This window comes from Streptomyces rubrogriseus (genome assembly GCF_027947575.1).
Classification (GTDB): Bacteria; Actinomycetota; Actinomycetes; order Streptomycetales; family Streptomycetaceae; genus Streptomyces; species Streptomyces rubrogriseus.
On the sequence record NZ_CP116256.1, the window covers coordinates 3,129,953 to 3,145,347 of the forward strand.

The 15,395-nt window shown below is 73.4% G+C and carries 15 protein-coding genes; 9 read left to right on the forward strand and 6 right to left on the reverse strand.

Translation table 11 applies throughout. From position 1 onward, the window contains the following. Positions 1–7: 7 nt before the first annotated feature. The gene (locus Sru02f_RS14370; protein ID WP_164270317.1) at positions 8–1,084 is read right to left on the reverse strand and encodes a LacI family DNA-binding transcriptional regulator; all 1,077 of its coding nucleotides are present in this window, start codon (positions 1,082–1,084) and stop codon (positions 8–10) included. Positions 1,085–1,297: 213 nt separating this feature from the next. On the opposite strand from Sru02f_RS14370, the gene Sru02f_RS14375 reads away from it, so the two are divergent. From Sru02f_RS14375 to Sru02f_RS14385, 3 genes are all read left to right on the forward strand, one after another. Further along, entirely contained in the window at positions 1,298–2,251 is a 954-nt protein-coding gene (locus Sru02f_RS14375; protein ID WP_109030415.1) for an ROK family protein, read from the forward strand. Between the two features lie 95 nt (positions 2,252–2,346). After that, entirely contained in the window at positions 2,347–2,541 is a 195-nt protein-coding gene (locus tag Sru02f_RS14380; RefSeq protein WP_109030416.1) for a hypothetical protein, read from the forward strand. A 167-nt stretch (positions 2,542–2,708) separates the two neighbouring features. Beyond that, a complete protein-coding gene (locus tag Sru02f_RS14385) occupies positions 2,709–3,752 on the forward strand; it encodes an NUDIX hydrolase (protein WP_109030417.1) in 1,044 nt (347 codons plus the stop codon). A gap of 64 nt (positions 3,753–3,816) precedes the next feature. Here the strand turns inward: Sru02f_RS14385 and Sru02f_RS14390 are convergent, their stop codons facing one another. After that, on the reverse strand, positions 3,817–5,172 hold the full coding sequence (locus Sru02f_RS14390) for a dipeptidase (RefSeq protein WP_109030418.1): 1,356 nt from the start codon (positions 5,170–5,172) through the stop codon (positions 3,817–3,819). A gap of 144 nt (positions 5,173–5,316) precedes the next feature. On the opposite strand from Sru02f_RS14390, the gene Sru02f_RS14395 reads away from it, so the two are divergent. From Sru02f_RS14395 to Sru02f_RS14405, 3 genes are all read left to right on the forward strand, one after another. Then, positions 5,317–6,585 (forward strand): geranylgeranyl reductase family protein, encoded by a 1,269-nt coding sequence (locus Sru02f_RS14395; protein WP_109030419.1) that lies wholly within the window; start codon positions 5,317–5,319, stop codon positions 6,583–6,585. A 405-nt stretch (positions 6,586–6,990) separates the two neighbouring features. Continuing rightward, positions 6,991–8,238 carry a sensor histidine kinase gene (locus Sru02f_RS14400; RefSeq protein WP_109030420.1) on the forward strand — a complete coding sequence of 416 codons (1,248 nt, stop codon included), beginning with the start codon at positions 6,991–6,993 and terminating at the stop codon, positions 8,236–8,238. After that, entirely contained in the window at positions 8,235–8,900 is a 666-nt protein-coding gene (locus Sru02f_RS14405) for a response regulator transcription factor (RefSeq protein WP_109030421.1), read from the forward strand. Before Sru02f_RS14400 ends, Sru02f_RS14405 begins: the two co-directional genes overlap by 4 nt. Here Sru02f_RS14405 and Sru02f_RS14410 read toward each other — a convergent pair. Continuing rightward, complete coding sequence (locus tag Sru02f_RS14410; RefSeq protein WP_109030422.1) at positions 8,861–9,145, reverse strand: DUF6332 family protein; 285 nt, start codon at positions 9,143–9,145, stop codon at positions 8,861–8,863. The two genes, Sru02f_RS14405 and Sru02f_RS14410, sit on opposite strands and share 40 nt — an antisense overlap. A 76-nt stretch (positions 9,146–9,221) precedes the next feature. On the opposite strand from Sru02f_RS14410, the gene Sru02f_RS14415 reads away from it, so the two are divergent. Beyond that, positions 9,222–9,620, forward strand: a complete 399-nt coding sequence (locus Sru02f_RS14415; protein WP_164275938.1) for a MarR family winged helix-turn-helix transcriptional regulator — start codon at positions 9,222–9,224, stop codon at positions 9,618–9,620. A gap of 24 nt (positions 9,621–9,644) precedes the next feature. Here the strand turns inward: Sru02f_RS14415 and Sru02f_RS14420 are convergent, their stop codons facing one another. From Sru02f_RS14420 to Sru02f_RS14430, 3 genes are all read right to left on the reverse strand, one after another. After that, the gene (locus Sru02f_RS14420; protein WP_109030424.1) at positions 9,645–10,385 is read right to left on the reverse strand and encodes a maleylpyruvate isomerase family mycothiol-dependent enzyme; all 741 of its coding nucleotides are present in this window, start codon (positions 10,383–10,385) and stop codon (positions 9,645–9,647) included. Beyond that, on the reverse strand, positions 10,348–11,637 hold the full coding sequence (locus Sru02f_RS14425; protein WP_373103717.1) for an MFS transporter: 1,290 nt from the start codon (positions 11,635–11,637) through the stop codon (positions 10,348–10,350). Before Sru02f_RS14425 ends, Sru02f_RS14420 begins: the two co-directional genes overlap by 38 nt. 166 nt (positions 11,638–11,803) lie before the next feature. Then, positions 11,804–12,826: a LacI family DNA-binding transcriptional regulator gene (locus tag Sru02f_RS14430; protein WP_109030425.1), complete on the reverse strand. Its 1,023-nt coding sequence runs from the start codon at positions 12,824–12,826 to the stop codon at positions 11,804–11,806. Between the two features lie 278 nt (positions 12,827–13,104). Here Sru02f_RS14430 and Sru02f_RS14435 point away from each other — a divergent pair, with 278 nt between their 5' ends. Together Sru02f_RS14435 and Sru02f_RS14440 are read left to right on the forward strand one after the other, a co-directional pair. Continuing rightward, positions 13,105–14,466: an ABC transporter substrate-binding protein gene (locus Sru02f_RS14435; protein WP_109030426.1), complete on the forward strand. Its 1,362-nt coding sequence runs from the start codon at positions 13,105–13,107 to the stop codon at positions 14,464–14,466. Further along, on the forward strand, positions 14,463–15,395 hold the full coding sequence (locus tag Sru02f_RS14440) for a carbohydrate ABC transporter permease (protein WP_109030427.1): 933 nt from the start codon (positions 14,463–14,465) through the stop codon (positions 15,393–15,395). The genes Sru02f_RS14435 and Sru02f_RS14440 overlap by 4 nt, the downstream gene beginning before the upstream one ends.

A 15,395-nucleotide genomic window follows, 5' to 3' on the forward strand; every position in this document is an offset into this window, starting at 1 on the left:
TGCGCGGTCAGGCCGACGGCGGCAGCTCGCCCGAGCCCCGGGTGACCAGCCTGGTCGGCAGTTCGATGCGGTCGGGGGCGAGGAGGGAGCCGTCCAGCTGCCGGAAGAGCCGCTCGGCGGCGGTGCGGCCGAGGGCGGCCGCGTCCTGCGCGACCACGGTGACGCCCGGCTGGAGCAGGTCGGCCAGCTCGATGTCGTCGAAACCGACCAGTGCGACGCCCCGGGTGTGCTCGGCCAGGACCCGGATCACGGTGACCGTCACCCGGTTGTTGCCGGTGAAGATCGCGGTGACCGGCTGCGGGTCGGCGAGCATCTCCTCGGCCGCCCGGCGCACCCGCACGGGATCGGTGACACCCAGGGACATCCAGGAGTCCTCGACCGGTATGCCCGCGTCCTCCATCGCCGCCCGGTAGCCGCGCAACCGCTCGGCGGCGGTGTGGATGCGGGGCATGTCGCCGATGAAGCCGATCCTGCGGTGCCCGTGCGCGATCAGGTGGGCCACCCCGTCGCGAGCACCACCGAAGTTGTCGGAGACCACCACGTCCGCGTCGATCTGTCCCGCCGGACGGTCCACGAACACCGTGGCGACGCCCGCCTTCAGCTCGGGCTCCAGATACCGGTGGTCGTCCCCGGCGGGGATCACCACGAGACCGTCCACGCGCCGCGCGCACAGGGCGAGCACCAGCTCCTGCTCGCGCTCCGGGTCCTCCGCGCTGGACCCGTTGATCAGCAGGGCGCCGTGGGCGCGGGCCACCTCCTCCACGGCGCGGCTGAGCGGCCCGTAGAACGGGTCCGCCAGATCCTCCAGGACCAGGCCGATGCTCGCGGTGCGGCCCTTGCGGAGCACCCGCGCGCTGTCGTTGCGGCGGAAGCCCAGCGCGTCGATGGCCTCCTGGACGCGGCGCTCGGTCTCCGGGGTGACGCCGGGCTCACCGTTGACCACCCGGGAGACGGTCTTGAGGCCGACTCCCGCCCGGGCGGCGACGTCCTTCATGGTCGGGCGGTTGCCGTAACGGTTCCCGGGGAGGCGGTCTGCGCGGCGGGTCGTGTCGGGCACGATGCGGTGTCCTGTCCTGTCGTCCACGGGATTGCGTCGGCTCCTGCTGTCCGGGGGGATGTGTCGGTCATGGGCTTGTATGAGGATGTGGCGTCGAGCATAGAGCCTGGACAACGTTGTCAGATGCGGGAGACACTGTCCAACGCACTCTCCGGCCCTCGTCCCCACCGCGGGGCCGGTCGCCGCGCGCTCTTGTGTACGGCTTTTTCGCTTTCGGTCCGACGGGGAGATCCGACTCTGATGCACACCGACCTAGTGGCAGCGCTGGACATCGGCGGCACCAAGATCGCCGGCGCGCTGGTGGACGGCGACGGCCGCATCCAGGCGCGCGCACAGCGTGCGACACCCGCCCGGGAGGACGGTGACACCGTGATGCGGGCCGTCGAGGACGTGCTCGCCGAACTGACCGCGTCGCCCCTGTGGGGGCGGGCCTCGGCGGTCGGCATCGGCAGCGCCGGCCCGGTGGACGCCTCGGCCGGCACGGTCAGCCCGGTGAACGTGCCCGGCTGGCGCGACTACCCGCTGGTCCGACGGGTCCGGTCCGCCGCCGGCGGCCTGCCGGTGGAGCTGATCGGCGACGGGGTGGCCATCACGGCGGCCGAACACTGGCAGGGCGCCGCCCGCGGACACGACAACGCGCTGTGCATGGTGGTCTCGACCGGCGTCGGCGGCGGACTGGTGCTGGGCGGCCGGCTGCACCCCGGACCGACCGGCAACGCCGGCCACATCGGCCACATCAGCGTCGACCTGGACGGCGACCCCTGCCCCTGCGGCGCGCGCGGCTGCGTGGAGCGCATAGCGAGCGGCCCCAACATCGCCCGCCGCGCGCTGGAGGCCGGCTGGCTGCCCGGACCGGACGGCGACACCTCCGCCGCCGCGGTCGCCGCCTCGGCACGCCTCGGCGACCCCGTGGCCGTCGCCTCCTTCGAACGGGCCGCGCAGGCACTGGCCGCCGGCATCGCCGCCACCGCGACCCTCGTCGAGATCGACATCGCCGTGGTGGGCGGGGGAGTGGGCAAGGCGGGGGACGTCCTCTTCGCCCCGCTGCGCAAGGCCCTCACCGACTACGCGACGCTGTCCTTCGTCCAGCGCCTCGCGGTCGTCCCCGCCCAGATGGGCACGGACGCCGGACTGGTCGGCGCGGCCGCCGCGGCCCTGGCGAGGACGGCGGACGTGACCGCCGCCCACGTCTGAGCCCCGCGCCACGGCGGCCCGGCGGACTCCGGGGCACGCGGCGACTCCCGCGGTCCTGCCCGTGACCCCGGGGCGGCGGCGTAGTTGAACGGGGCATGAAGAAGCGCAGCATCCTCGCCCTCGCGACCCTCGCCACCGGCTTCGTCGTCGCGGCCGTCAGCCCGTCCCACGCCGCCCCGGGCGACCTCCCGCTCAATCTCGGGGTGGACGACACCGTCAGTACCCTGGGGGACACCGTCGCCACCGAGAGCCTGACCCTCGACGACGACGCCCTGGGACAGCTTGGCTGACACCCCGGACCGGGCCGTCGCGCCCGGTCGGGTCCACACGGCGCCGTCGCCCCCGAGGGGGCGTCGGCGCCGCTGTCATATGCCCTTTCCCACGTCACCGGCCGGGCTGGTTTCCGTGGCGGGGTGAAGCGGGCAAGCCACAGTGGGCCAACAGAAGAGGGGGACCTGTGACCGTCGTCTGGATCAACGGCGCGTTCGGTGCGGGGAAGACCACCACCGCACGGGAACTGATCGAACTGATCCCGAACAGCACGCTCTTCGACCCCGAGGTCGTCGGCGGGGCACTCGCGCACCTGCTGCCGCCCAAACGCCTGGCCGAGGTGGGCGACTTCCAGGACCTGCCGATCTGGCGCCGGCTGGTGATCGACACGGCGGCGGCGCTGCTCGCCGACCTCGGCGGGACGCTCGTGGTCCCGATGACCCTGCTGCGCCAGGAGTACCGGGACGAGATCTTCGGCGGTCTCGCCGCTCGCCGGATCGAGGTCCGGCACATCCTGCTGGCCCCGGCCGAAACGATCCTGCGGGAGCGAATAGCGAGCCGCGAGGTGCCGCGGGACCTCCCGGACGGCGAGCTGCGGACACGGCAGTGGTCCTACGACCACATCGAGCCCTACCGCGCGGCCCTCGCCTCCTGGCTCACCGCCGACGCCCACCCCGTCGACACCGGCGCCCTCACCCCCTACGAGGCCGCCGCCCGGGTCGCCGAGGCCGTCGGCTCGGGTGCCGTGCCGGCCTGCGAGATCGTCCAGACCCCTGAGCCCACCGGCGAGACCGTCGCCGCCGGCGTCCTGCTCTTCGACGAGCGGGACCGGATCCTGCTCGTGGACCCCACCTACAAACCCGGCTGGGAGTTCCCCGGCGGCGTCGTCGAACCCGGCGAGGCGCCCGCCCGCGCCGGCATCCGCGAGGTCGCCGAGGAGACCGGCCTCAGCCTCCGGGACGTACCGGCCCTGCTGGTCGTCGACTGGGAACCCCCGGCCCCTCCCGCCTACGGCGGTCTGCGGCTGCTCTTCGACGGCGGCCGGCTCGACGCCGCGGACGCCGGCCGGGTGCTGCTGCCCGGCCCCGAGCTGCGCGGCTGGCGCTTCGCCACCGAGGACGAGGCCGCCGACCTGCTGCCCCCGGTCCGCTACGAGCGGCTGCGCTGGGCGTTGCGGGCCCGGGAACGCGGCGCCGCCCACTATCTGGAGGCGGGCACGCCGGTCGGCTGACGCCGGGGCCCCACCGGGTGGCGAGGCCCCTGTGCCGACGGCAGAACGCGGGACGGGAGCGGACTCAGCTCGCCGCGTAGTTGCGCAGGAAGTGCGCCTCCGCCACCGACAGCCGCTCCAGCTCCTTTGGGGACACGCTCTCGTTCACGGCGTGGATCTGCGCCTCCGGCTCGCTCAGGCCGATCAGCAGGATCTCCGCCTCCGGGTAGAGGGACGCCAGGGTGTTGCACAGCGGGATGGAGCCGCCCTGACCGGCGTACTGCATCTCCTCGCCGGGGTACGCCACCGCCATCGCGTCCGCCATGGCCTGGTACGCCGGGCTCGTGGTGTCGGCGCGGAACGCCTGGCCCTGGCCGATCTGCTCGACGGCGACCCGGGCGCCCCACGGCGTACGCGTCTCCAGGTGGGCCTGGAGGAGCTTGGTGGCCTCGGCCGCGTCCACGCCCGGCGGCACCCTCAGGCTCACCAGCGCCCGCGCGCCCGCCTGCACCGACGGGGTGGCGCCGACGACCGGCGGGCAGTCGATGCCGAGCACCGTGACGGCCGGCCGCGCCCAGATCCGGTCGGCGACCGAACCGGAGCCGATCAGCTCCACGCCGTCCAGCACCCGCGCGTCCCGGCGGAACTGCTCCTCGTCGTAGGCGAGCCCCTCCCAGGTGCTGTCCGCCGCCAGACCGTCGACCGTCGTCGAGCCGTCCGCCGCGCGCAGCGAGTCCAGCACGCGGATCAGGGCGGCCAGCGCGTCGGGCGCCGCGCCGCCGAACTGCCCCGAGTGCAGGTTGCCTTCGAGCGTGTCGACCTTCACGCGCAGCAGCGTCATGCCGCGCAGCGTGGAGGTGACCGTCGGCAGGCCGACCCGGAAGTTGCCTGCGTCGCCGATGACGATGGTGTCCGCGGCCAGCAGCTCGGGGTGTGCCTCGGCGTACCGCTCGAGGCCGCCCGTGCCCTGCTCCTCGGAACCCTCGGCGATGACCTTGACGTGCACCGGCACGCCCCCGTTCGCCTTCAGCGCGCGCAGCGCGAGCAGGTGCATCAGCACGCCGCCCTTGCAGTCCGCGGCGCCGCGCCCGTACCACCGGCCGTCGCGCTCGGTCAGCTCGAACGGCGGAGTGGCCCAGCCCGCCTCGTCCAGCGGCGGCTGCACGTCGTAGTGGGCGTAGAGCAGCACCGTCTTCGCGCCCTCGGGCCCCGGCAGGTACCCGTACACCGACTGCGTGCCGTCCGGCGTGTCCAGCAGGGCCACGTCCTGGAAGCCCTCGGTGCGCAGGGCCGCCGCTATCCAGTTGGCGGCACCCTCGCTCTCACTGCGCGGGAACTGGTCGAAGTCGGCCACCGACTTGAAGGCCACCAGCGCGGCCAGTTCCTCCTTCGCGCGGGGCATCAGCGAAGCGACGGTCTCGGCGACCGGATTCGACGACATGGGCACGCTCCTTGTGGGTGCGACGTTGTACCAAGGAGTACTTGGAATGACGGGCCGATCCTCCCACAGTGGCCTGCGGCGATGCCCGCCGTAGGATGCGGGGGTCAGGTGCGGCATGCGGTTTGATCGGAGCAGTAGACCATCGTGAGCAGCGAGAACTCTTCGGCGGACGACGCGCGTCAGGTCTGGGACGTGGTCGTGGTGGGCGCGGGACCGGCGGGGGCCTCGGCCGCCTACGCGGCGGCGGTCGCGGGGCGGCGCGTCCTGTTGCTGGAGAAGGCCGAGCTGCCCCGCTACAAAACATGCGGCGGCGGCATCATCGGGCCCTCGCGCGACACCCTCCCGCCCGGCTTCGAGCTGCCCTTCCAGGACCGGGTGCACGCGGTGACCTTCTCGAACAACGGGCGCTTCACCCGGACCCGGCGCTCCCGGCAGATGCTGTTCGGGCTGATCAACCGGCCCGAGTTCGACCTGCAGCTCGTCGAGCACGCCCAGAAGGCGGGCGCCGAGCTGCGCACCGGCGCGACCGTGACCCGGGTGGAGCAGCACGGCTCGGCGGTGCCGGACCGGCGTACGGTCGCCGTCGTCCTCCAGGGCGGTGAGACGCTGCTGGCCCGGGCCGTGGTCGGCGCGGACGGCAGCGCCAGCCGGATAGGCGCCCACGTCGGGGTCAAGCTGGACCAGGTCGACCTCGGCCTGGAGGCGGAGATCCCGGTGCCCGAGACGGTCGCCGAGGACTGGAAGGGCCGGGTGCTCATCGACTGGGGCCCGATCCCCGGCAGTTACGGCTGGGTCTTCCCCAAGGGCGACACGCTCACGGTCGGGGTCATCTCGGCGCGCGGCGAGGGCGCGGCGACCAAGCGGTACCTGGAGGACTTCGTCGCCCGGCTCGGGCTCGCCGGATTCGAACCGAGCGTCTCCTCCGGCCACCTGACGCGCTGCCGCGCGGACGACTCGCCGCTCTCGCGCGGCCGGGTCCTGGTGTGCGGGGACGCGGCCGGGCTCCTGGAGCCGTGGACCCGCGAGGGCATCTCCTTCGCGCTGCGCTCGGGACGGCTCGCGGGGGAGTGGGCGGTGCGCGTCTCCGAGGCCCACGACGCGGTGGACGCGCGCAAGCAGGCCCTGAACTACGCGTTCGCGATCAAGGCCGGACTGGGCGTGGAGATGAGTGTCGGCAAGCGGATGCTGACGGTGTTCGAGCGCCGGCCCGGCCTCTTCCACGCGGCCCTGACCGGTTTCCGTCCGGCCTGGAAGGCGTTCAAGGACATCACGCAGGGCTCGACCTCGCTGGGCGAGCTGGTCCGCAGCCATCCGCTGGCGCAGCGGGCGCTGGGGGCGATGGACCGCCGGTCCGAGGCGGCCGAGACGTCCACCCGGTCCGCGTCGCCCGCGGGTGAGGAGACCGGCGCCTGACCGCGGGCACCCGGCCGTCGGCGGCGGACCGTCCGAGTCCGTCCGAGTCCGGCCGTCGGCGCCCGCCCAGTCAGGACCTGACCGCGCGGCACACCGGGGCACGGGCCCGGCCGAGCCGGCACTGCCCACCGAGCCGCGGCCCATCGGACGGACGCCGGTTTCCCTCCCCCTCGACGACCTGCCGTCCGGGACCGTGACGGCCAGGGCGGCTTGCGGGGCCGAGCCGTCTGCCCCCCGGCGGGCCGCCTCGCCCGTCCGGTCGGCCCGGCGTGCCCCGAGCATCCGGCCGCGAGTCCGCGCCGTGGCGGCTCACGGGCCGTGGAGGGCCGTACTTCGCCGGGAGTACGCGTGATCACCACGCGCGGGTGACGCCGCCCGCCCGGCCCGGCGTCTAGCGTGGCGGTCATGGACGGACAGCGCGAGCGCGCGGGCCGGGTGCCGCAGTGGTGGTGGCACGGGCCCCCGTGGTGGAACCGGCGGGGCGACGAGGAACAGCGCCCCGCCTGGCCCTGGCGCTCCACCGTGCTCGTCACGGCGTTCGTGCTGGTCGGCTCCAACTTCGCCGCCCACGCCCAGGAGGCGGAGCGGGCCGCACTGGACCCCTTCGCGCGCGTGCTGCTCTTCGTGACGGGAGCCGCCCTGCTGTGGCGGCAGCGGTACCCGGTGCCGGTCGTGTTCGGCACGGCGGTCACCACCCTGGTCTACCTCGGCGCCGGATACCCGTACGGCCCGGTGTTCGCGGCCGTCGCGGTGGCCTGCTTCAGCGCCGTCGTCGCCGGGCACCGCAGGGCCGCGTGGGCGGCGATGGGAACCCTGTGGGCCGGGCACGCCCTGGTGGCGCACTGGCTCTACCGGTGGCTGCCGCCGTCCGGCGACTCGGCCGCCTCCTGGGGGCAGGAACTCGTGATCGCCACCTGGGTGGTGGCCATCGCGGCCCTGTCGGAGCTGGCCCGGGCCCGCCGTGAGCAGTGGGCGCGGGAGCGGGCGGAGCGGGCCCAGGCGGCACGCCGGCGCGCGGACGAGGAGCGGCTGCGGATCGCCCGCGAGCTGCACGACGTCCTCGCGCACAGCATCTCCGTCATCAACGTGCAGGCCGGTGTCGGACTCGCCCTCCTGGACACCGACCCGGAACAGGCCCGCACCGCACTCACCACCATCAAGGACCAGAGCAAGGAAGCGCTCGGCGAGGTGCGGCAGGTACTCGACACCCTGCGCACCCCCGGGGACGCGCCGCGCGCTCCGGCCCCCGGCCTGGACCGGCTCCCGGAACTGGTCGAGCAGGCGGCGAGCGCGGGCCTCACCGTCGAGGTGGAGGGGAAACCGCCGCGCCTGTCGCCCGGTACCGACCTCGCGGCCTTCCGCATCGTGCAGGAGGCGCTCACCAACGTCGTACGGCACTCGGGTTCGCGGCACGCACGCGTCCGTCTCGGCCGGGACGGCGGCACGCTGCTGCTGCGCGTCGACGACGACGGTCCCGCGACGGGCGCCGAGGCGGGCGGCAGCGGCAACGGGCTGGCCGGGATGCGGGAGCGCGCGGCGGCGCTGGGTGGCACCATCGAGGCGGGCCCGCGCCCCGACGGCGGCTTCCGGGTCCTGGCGGCCCTGCCGATCGACGTGAAGCACCCGAACCGTACGAAGGAGGACGACCGGTGATCCGCGTACTGCTCGCCGACGACCAGTCACTGGTACGGGCCGGTTTCCGGGCGCTGCTGGACGCGCAGTCGGACATCGAGGTGGTCGCGGAGGCCGCCGACGGTGAGGAAGCGGTGCGCTCGATCCGCGAACTGCGCCCCGACGTCGTCCTCATGGACATCCGCATGCCCCTGCTCGACGGCCTCGCCGCGACCCGCCGGATCACCGGCGACCCGGGGCTGCCCGACGTGAAGGTGGTCATGCTCACCACCTTCGAACTCGACGAGTACGTCTTCGAGGCGATCCGCTCCGGTGCCTCCGGCTTCCTGGTCAAGGACACCGAACCCGAGGAACTCCTGCGCGCCGTGCGGGCGGTGGTGGACGGCGACGCGCTGCTGTCGCCGGGGGTGACGCGGCGGCTGATCGCCGAGTTCGCGGCCCGTTCCAAGGAGCCCGCGGCGGCCGGCGAGATGGCCCGGCTGACCGAACGGGAGCGCGAGGTGATGGCCCTGGTCGGCATCGGACTGTCCAACGACGAGATCGCCCGCCGACTGGTCGTCAGCCCGCTGACCGCCAAGACCCACGTCAGCCGGACCATGGTGAAACTCGGCGCCCGCGACCGTGCCCAACTGGTCGTCCTCGCCTACGAGTCGGGACTGGTACGACCCGGCTGGCTCGGCTGACCGCCGTGCGCGAACCGGACCAGCACGCTCACCACCCGGACGGCGAACACCACCACGGCGAGTACCACGCCCGCCCCGACGAGCGCGGTGCGCGGTGTGCCCGTCAGGTCGAACAGGTACGCAGGACCCGCCAGCGCGCCGAACAGCACGGCCGCCGCGAATGCCGCGCTGCACAGCGCGTAGCCGATCTCGATCGTGATGGCGTCCCGTTCGCCCTGCGTGCGCCGTCCCCCGTGGGTCCCCATGGTGCCAAGTCTCCCAGAACGGTCGGGGTTGCGTCAGCGCGGTGACCGCCGCGAGGGGCTCTGCTACGGTGCGCGGATGGCGGCGAAGAAGGCCGAACAGGCGCTTGTGACCCGGTGGCGCTCGATCCTGGTCCTCCATGCCCGCGTCCAGTGCGAACTCGACCGTGCGCTGCATGGCCACGGCCTGTGCGGAAGCGACTTCGAGGTTCTCGACGTCCTGGCCGGCACCCGGGACGAGGACGGCTCCGGCTCCTGCGGATACCGCGTCCAGCAGATCTCCGAGCGGGTCCACCTCAGCCAGAGCGCGCTGTCGCGGCTGGTCGCCCGGCTGGAGAAGGACGGTCTCGTCGAGCGCTCCCTGTGCCCCGAGGACCGGCGGGGCGTGCGGGTGGCGCTCACGCCGAAAGGACGCGCCCGGCACGGTGCGGCGCTGCCGGTGCAGCGGGCGGTGCTGCACCGGATGCTGGCCGGCTGACCGGCCGCCGCCGGAACACCCGCCTCAACTCCAGGTGACGGCCGACCGCTCGCACCACAGCGCGGCGAGCGAGCCGTCGCCGGTCACCTCCGGGAAGGGCCGGCGGTTCCACAGCGCCGGGTAGAGCTGTGCGGCGGGGCCGGACAGTTCGCAGTCGGCGGCCCCGGCGGCCTCCCGCACGGTCACCGGTGGCTGCGCGGACAGCCGTACGGTCCACACGGCGTCCGGCGCGTCCGTCGCCCGTACCCGGAGCGTGCGGGGTTCCTCGGTGCGCACGGCGCTCTTCGGGCGGGCGTGGAAGGCGCACAGCAGTTCGTCGATGCCGTCCACCGCGAAGTCCACGCCGATGCCGGTGGCCTCACCGCCGCGCGCCGACTCGGCGTCGAGCCGGTGCACCGTCGTCTCGTGCGCCTGCCGCCTGGCCCAGAAGGCCAGCGGCGACGGCGCGGGCAGGAACTGCCAGCACCGCACGCCGGGCGCGGCGCCGCTGAGGGTGTCGACGAGCCGTGCGTGTCCGTCCCGGAACCAGCTCACCAGCCGGGCGCCGTCGAGGGTGGGCGGGTCGTCGGTGCGCCGGGGACCGGTGTGCCCCTCGGCGACGAACGCCGTCGCCCAGCGGTGCACCATCCCCGTGTGCCGCAGCAGGTCCCGCACGCGCCAGCCGGGGCAGGTGGGCACCTCGGCGTCGCTGCCCGCCGCCTCGGCGGCCGCAGCCAGCAACGTGCCTTCACGGTCCAGGGTCTCGACGTACGCCGCGGTCTTCATGGCAGGGAGTGTGCCGCATGGAGCGCACTCGACGGCAGGCCTCCCCGGCACACGTTTCCGTTCCCGGGCGGTGCCCGGCGCAGCCGGGCACCGCCGCGCGCCGCGTGGCGACCGCTACCAGCACCGCCACCGCCGCGAGCACCGCCACGCTGGTGAGCGCGGCCGGCAGGGAGAACCAGTCGGCCATGAAACCGATCGCGGGCGGACCGAGCAGCATGCCGCCGTAGCCCAGCGTGGACGCGGTCGCGACCCCGCTCGGGCCGCCGAGCGCGCCGGCCCGCTCGATCGCGACCGGGAAGATGTTGGCGAGCCCGAGGCCGGTGATCGCGAAGCCGAACAGCGCCGCCCACACGGACGGGGCGAGCGACCCGAGCAGCATGCCGGCCACCGCGGTGGTGCCGCCCGCCACCACCGTGGCCGTCCGACCCAGGCGTTCGAGCAGCGTGGTCCCCGTGAGCCGGCCCACGGTCATGGCCAGCGCGAAGCACGAGTAGCCCGCCGCCGCCAGGCCCGGGGAGGCGTCGAGGTCCTGCTCCAGGTGCAGGGCGCCCCAGTCGGCCATCGCGCCCTCGCCGTACGCCGTGCACAGGGCGATCAGGCCGAAGGTGACGACGAGGCGACGGGTACGGCGGTCCGGGCGGCGCGGGGTGCCGTCCTCCTCGGGTGTGCGGTCCGGCGGCGCGGCGGGCTCGCAGCGCAGCAGGGCTCGGCCCGCGACGAGGGTGACCAGCAGGCCGGTCACGGTGAGGGCGAGCAGGTGCCGCGTCGGCGACAGCGCCCCGGCGACGAGACCGCCGAGCCCCGCGCCGACCATGCCCCCGAGGCTGAACGCCGCGTGGAAGCTGGGCATGATCGGGCGCCCGAGTACGGCCACCAGGTCGACTGCGGCGCTGTTGAAGGCGACGTTGATCCCGCCGTACGCGCTGCCGAAGACCAGCAGGACGGCGCCGAGGGCGAGCGCGGAGTGGGTGAGCGGGGGCAGGGCGATGCTGAGGCAGAGCAGGACCGCGCAGGCGACGGTGACGGGATGGCTGCCGTAGCGGCGGACCAGCCGTCCGGTGAGCGTCATGGTGACCACGGCGCCCGCCGAGACACCGAGCAGGGCGAGCCCCAGGGCGCTGGCGGAGGCGCCGGTCTGCTCCTTGATGGCGGGGATCCGGACCACCCAGCCGGCGAAGACGAAGCCGTCGAGGGCGAAGAAGGCGGTCAGGGCGATTCGGAGACGGGTGAGGTCGTCGCGGGAGCCCGGCACCACGTTGTGCGATCGGGCTTTGTTTATTTGCGGCACAAAGTCAGGCTAGGTGCGGGACCGGGGACGCGGCAAGGGTGGCTCCGCGGAGACGCGGAGACGCGGAGGCCGGGAAACGCGGAGACGCGGAGACGCGGAGACGCGGAGGCGTGCGAGAGCCCGCGCGCCGTCAGTCGGCCGGTGCCCCTGCCGTGCTCTCCCGCACCACCAGCCGGTGCGGCGCCTTGGTCTCCGTCGGCGCGGGCGCCGAACCGTCGATCACGCCGAGCAGGGTGCTGACCGCCGTGCGCGCGATCGCGGCCTTGTCCGGGGCGACGGTGGTCAGTGACGGCGAGCTGTACCGGCCCTCCTGGATGCCGTCGACCCCGACGACGGCGATGTCCTCGGGCACCCGTACACCGGACCGCGCCAGCGCGTGCATGGCGCCGATGGCCAGCAGGTCGTTGTAGCAGAAGACCGCGTCGGGCGGCTCGGGCAGGGCGAGCAGCCGCTCCATCGCCTCGGCGCCGAGGTGGCGGTGGAAACGCGGGGTGGGGACGATCAGCTCCTCGTCCACGGTGAGTCCGGCACGTTCCAGCGCCTGGCGGTAGCCCGTCGTACGCAACTGCGCGGTCTCGCCGGTGCTGTAGGGCTGGTCGCCGATGGCGGCGATGCGCCGACGGCCGAGCCCGAGCAGATGCTCCGTCGCGTCCCGGGCCGCGGCGACGTTGTCGATCGCCACGTGGTGGAAGCTTCCGTTGAAGATGTGCTCGCCGAGGAGCACGACGGGCACCCGGTTGGTGCGCCGGCGCAGCTCGTCCGCCGAGATGGACAGCGGGCTCAGCAGCAGGCCGTCGAACATCGTGGCGCGGGACTCGCGGCCCAGCAGTTCCCGCTCGCGCTCGCCGTCGCCGTCGGTCTGGTCGAGCATGACCACGTACCCGTGGGTGCGGGCCGCGGTGATCACCTCGCGGGCCAGCTCGGCGAAGTAGGGCACGTCCAGCTCGGGGACGACCAGCGCGATCATGCCGCTGCGGCCCCGACGGAGGTTGCGGGCCACCAGGTTGGGCCGGTAGTCGAGTTCGTCGAGCGCGGCCTGCACCCGTACCCGCAATTCGTCGGAGACGGGCACCGACCCGTTGACCACGTTGGACACGGTGCGAATCGAGACTCCGGCGCGTCGGGCGACGTCGCGGAGCGTGGAGCCGGCCATCCAGTTCCCCCTCACGGCCCCCGCGGGGCCTCGGTCGGCAGCATCTCGTGTTCGCGCCGGTGTGGACCAGCGCAGATGCAGGTTGATGTTACTCAGCTATTGCATCGTTGCAAAAGGCGACGCATCATCTCTGCATCGTTGCAAAGCGTGGGCGGTGGTCGAGGCCTCGTGCCTGCCGGCGCGCCGCCGACGACGCCTGCGCGCGTCCACGTCCACCCCTGCTCAGCCACTCCCTCTCGCGTACCCCAGCCAGCATTCCCGACCGAGGAGCCGTGCTCATGTCCAGATCATTCGTCCCGCGGCGCAGCGTTCTGCGCGGCGCGCTCGGCGCCGGCGCGCTCGCCGCGGCCGCCGGTCCCCTCGCGGCGTGCGCCCCCGGCTCCTCCGGGTCCGAGCCGCGCAAGCTCACCGGGACGCCCAGCGCGTCGGCCAAGGGCGAGATCACCATCTGGAACCGCTCCGGCGACCTGTTCAAGGTCTTCGACGCGGCGATCGACGCCTTCCGCAAGGCCTACCCGGACATCAAGGTCAACCACCAGGCCGTCGACATCGACGCCAAGCTCGCCAACACCCTGATCAGCGGCACCGACCTGCCCGACGGCAGCTTCTGGGACGACGCCAAGATCGGCGGCCAGGCGGAGCACCTGTACGACCTGACGGACCTGATAGCGCCCTACCGCGACAAGACCTCGGCGTACAAGCTCTCGGTCAACACCGTCGACGGCCGGATCTACGGCGTGCCCTGGGACCTCGACCCCGGACTGCTCTGGTACCGCGAGGACCTGCTGGAGGACGCCGGTGTCGACCCGGCCGGGCTGAAGACCTACGACGACCTGCTGGCGGCGGCCCGGTCGCTGCGGGAGAAGAACCCCAAGGCCCGCCCCCTGCACATGGAGAAGGACCCCTTCCTCGGCCAGCTCTGGCTGGAGATGCTCGCGGGCCAGCAGGGCACCAGCCTCGCCGACGCCGACGGGCAGGTGCGGCTGGACTCCAAGGAGTACCGCAACATCCTCAACTGGGTCCGGGACGCCGTCGACGACGACCTGGTCACCCACGCCGAATACCTCAAGCAGGCCGACCTCGCCGCCCTGGAGAACGGACAGCAGGCCCTCGTCCCGTGGGCGGTGTGGTGGTCCTTCGCCCCCCAGCAGCTGCTGAAGAAGGGCAAGGGCAAGTGGCGGGCCGCACCCCTGCCGGCCTGGACCCCCGGCGGGGCGCGCAGCGGCGCCATGGGCGGCAGCAGCTTCATCATCCCGGCGAAGGCGAAGAACCCCGAACTCGCCTGGCTGTTGTACGAGTTCCTGTGCTTCAAGGAGCCCGGCTACAGCGCGGTGTACGGGCCGAGCGAGGTCTACCCGGGCGGTCTGACCACCTCCGTGCCGAGCTACGGCCCCGCCCGCCGCCCCGACAAGCCGCTGTTCGAACCGGTGGCCGCGCTCGGCGGACAGGACCTGTGGAAGGTGGCCGTGGACGCCGCCGACACCATCCCGTCCGCCGCGCCGATCCCCGCCTGGTGGGCCAAGTCCGTCGACTACCTCGGCAACAACCTCCAGCGGCTCATCGAGGGGAAGATGGCCCCCGACGACGTCATCGACGACTCCACCAAGAAGATCCAGCGCAACCTGGTGGACCGCGCATGACCTCCGGCACCCTCACCCCGCCCCGCAAGGAACGGGCGGCACCCGACTCGCCGCGCCCCACCCGCTCCCGCCGCAAGCCCTTCCTCGCGCCCTACCTCTTCGTCGCGCCGTTCTACATCGTCTTCGCGGCCTTCGGCCTCTACCCGCTCGTCTTCGCGCTCCAGTTGAGCTTCACCGACTGGAAGGGCGCGGGCCGGGCGAACTTCATCGGCCTGGAGAACTACACCTACCTGCTCACCAGCGAGGAGTTCTGGTCCTCGCTGGGCAACAGCGCGGTGATGTGGCTGCTGATCGTGCCCCTCCAGATCGTCGGGGGCCTGGCCGCCGCGGTGCTGCTGGCCAACGCGCGGCTGCGGCTGCGCGGCATGTTCCGGGTCGCCTTCATCGCGCCGTTCGTCACCCCGCTGGTGGCGATGGCCCAGGTGTGGATCGTCGCCTTCGACACGGACTACGGGCTGGTCAACCACCTGTTCAACCTGGTCGGTCTGCCGGACATCGACTGGCTCCAGTCGACCGTCTGGGCCAAACCGACGCTCGCGCTGCTGTTCCTGTGGAAGACGACCGGGTTCGCGATCATCATCCTGCTCGCCGGACTCCAGGCCGTGCCCGGCGACGTGTACGAGGCCGCCGCCCTCGACGGTGCCTCCCGCAAGCGGCAGTTCTGGTCGCTGACCCTGCCACTGGTCCGGCGCAGCATCGCCTTCCTTGTCGTGGTGCAGACCCTCGCGGTGTTCCAGATGTTCGCCGAACCGTTCGTCGTCACCCAGGGCGGCCCGTACGGCTCGACCACCACCGGCGGGCTGTACCTCTACAACCACATCCTGGCGTCCGACCTCGGGACCGGCGCCGCGAACTCCTTCCTGCTCGTGCTGCTGGTGTTCGCCCTGTCCCTGCTGTCCGTGCGCCTGCTCCGCTCCCGAGACGAGTGA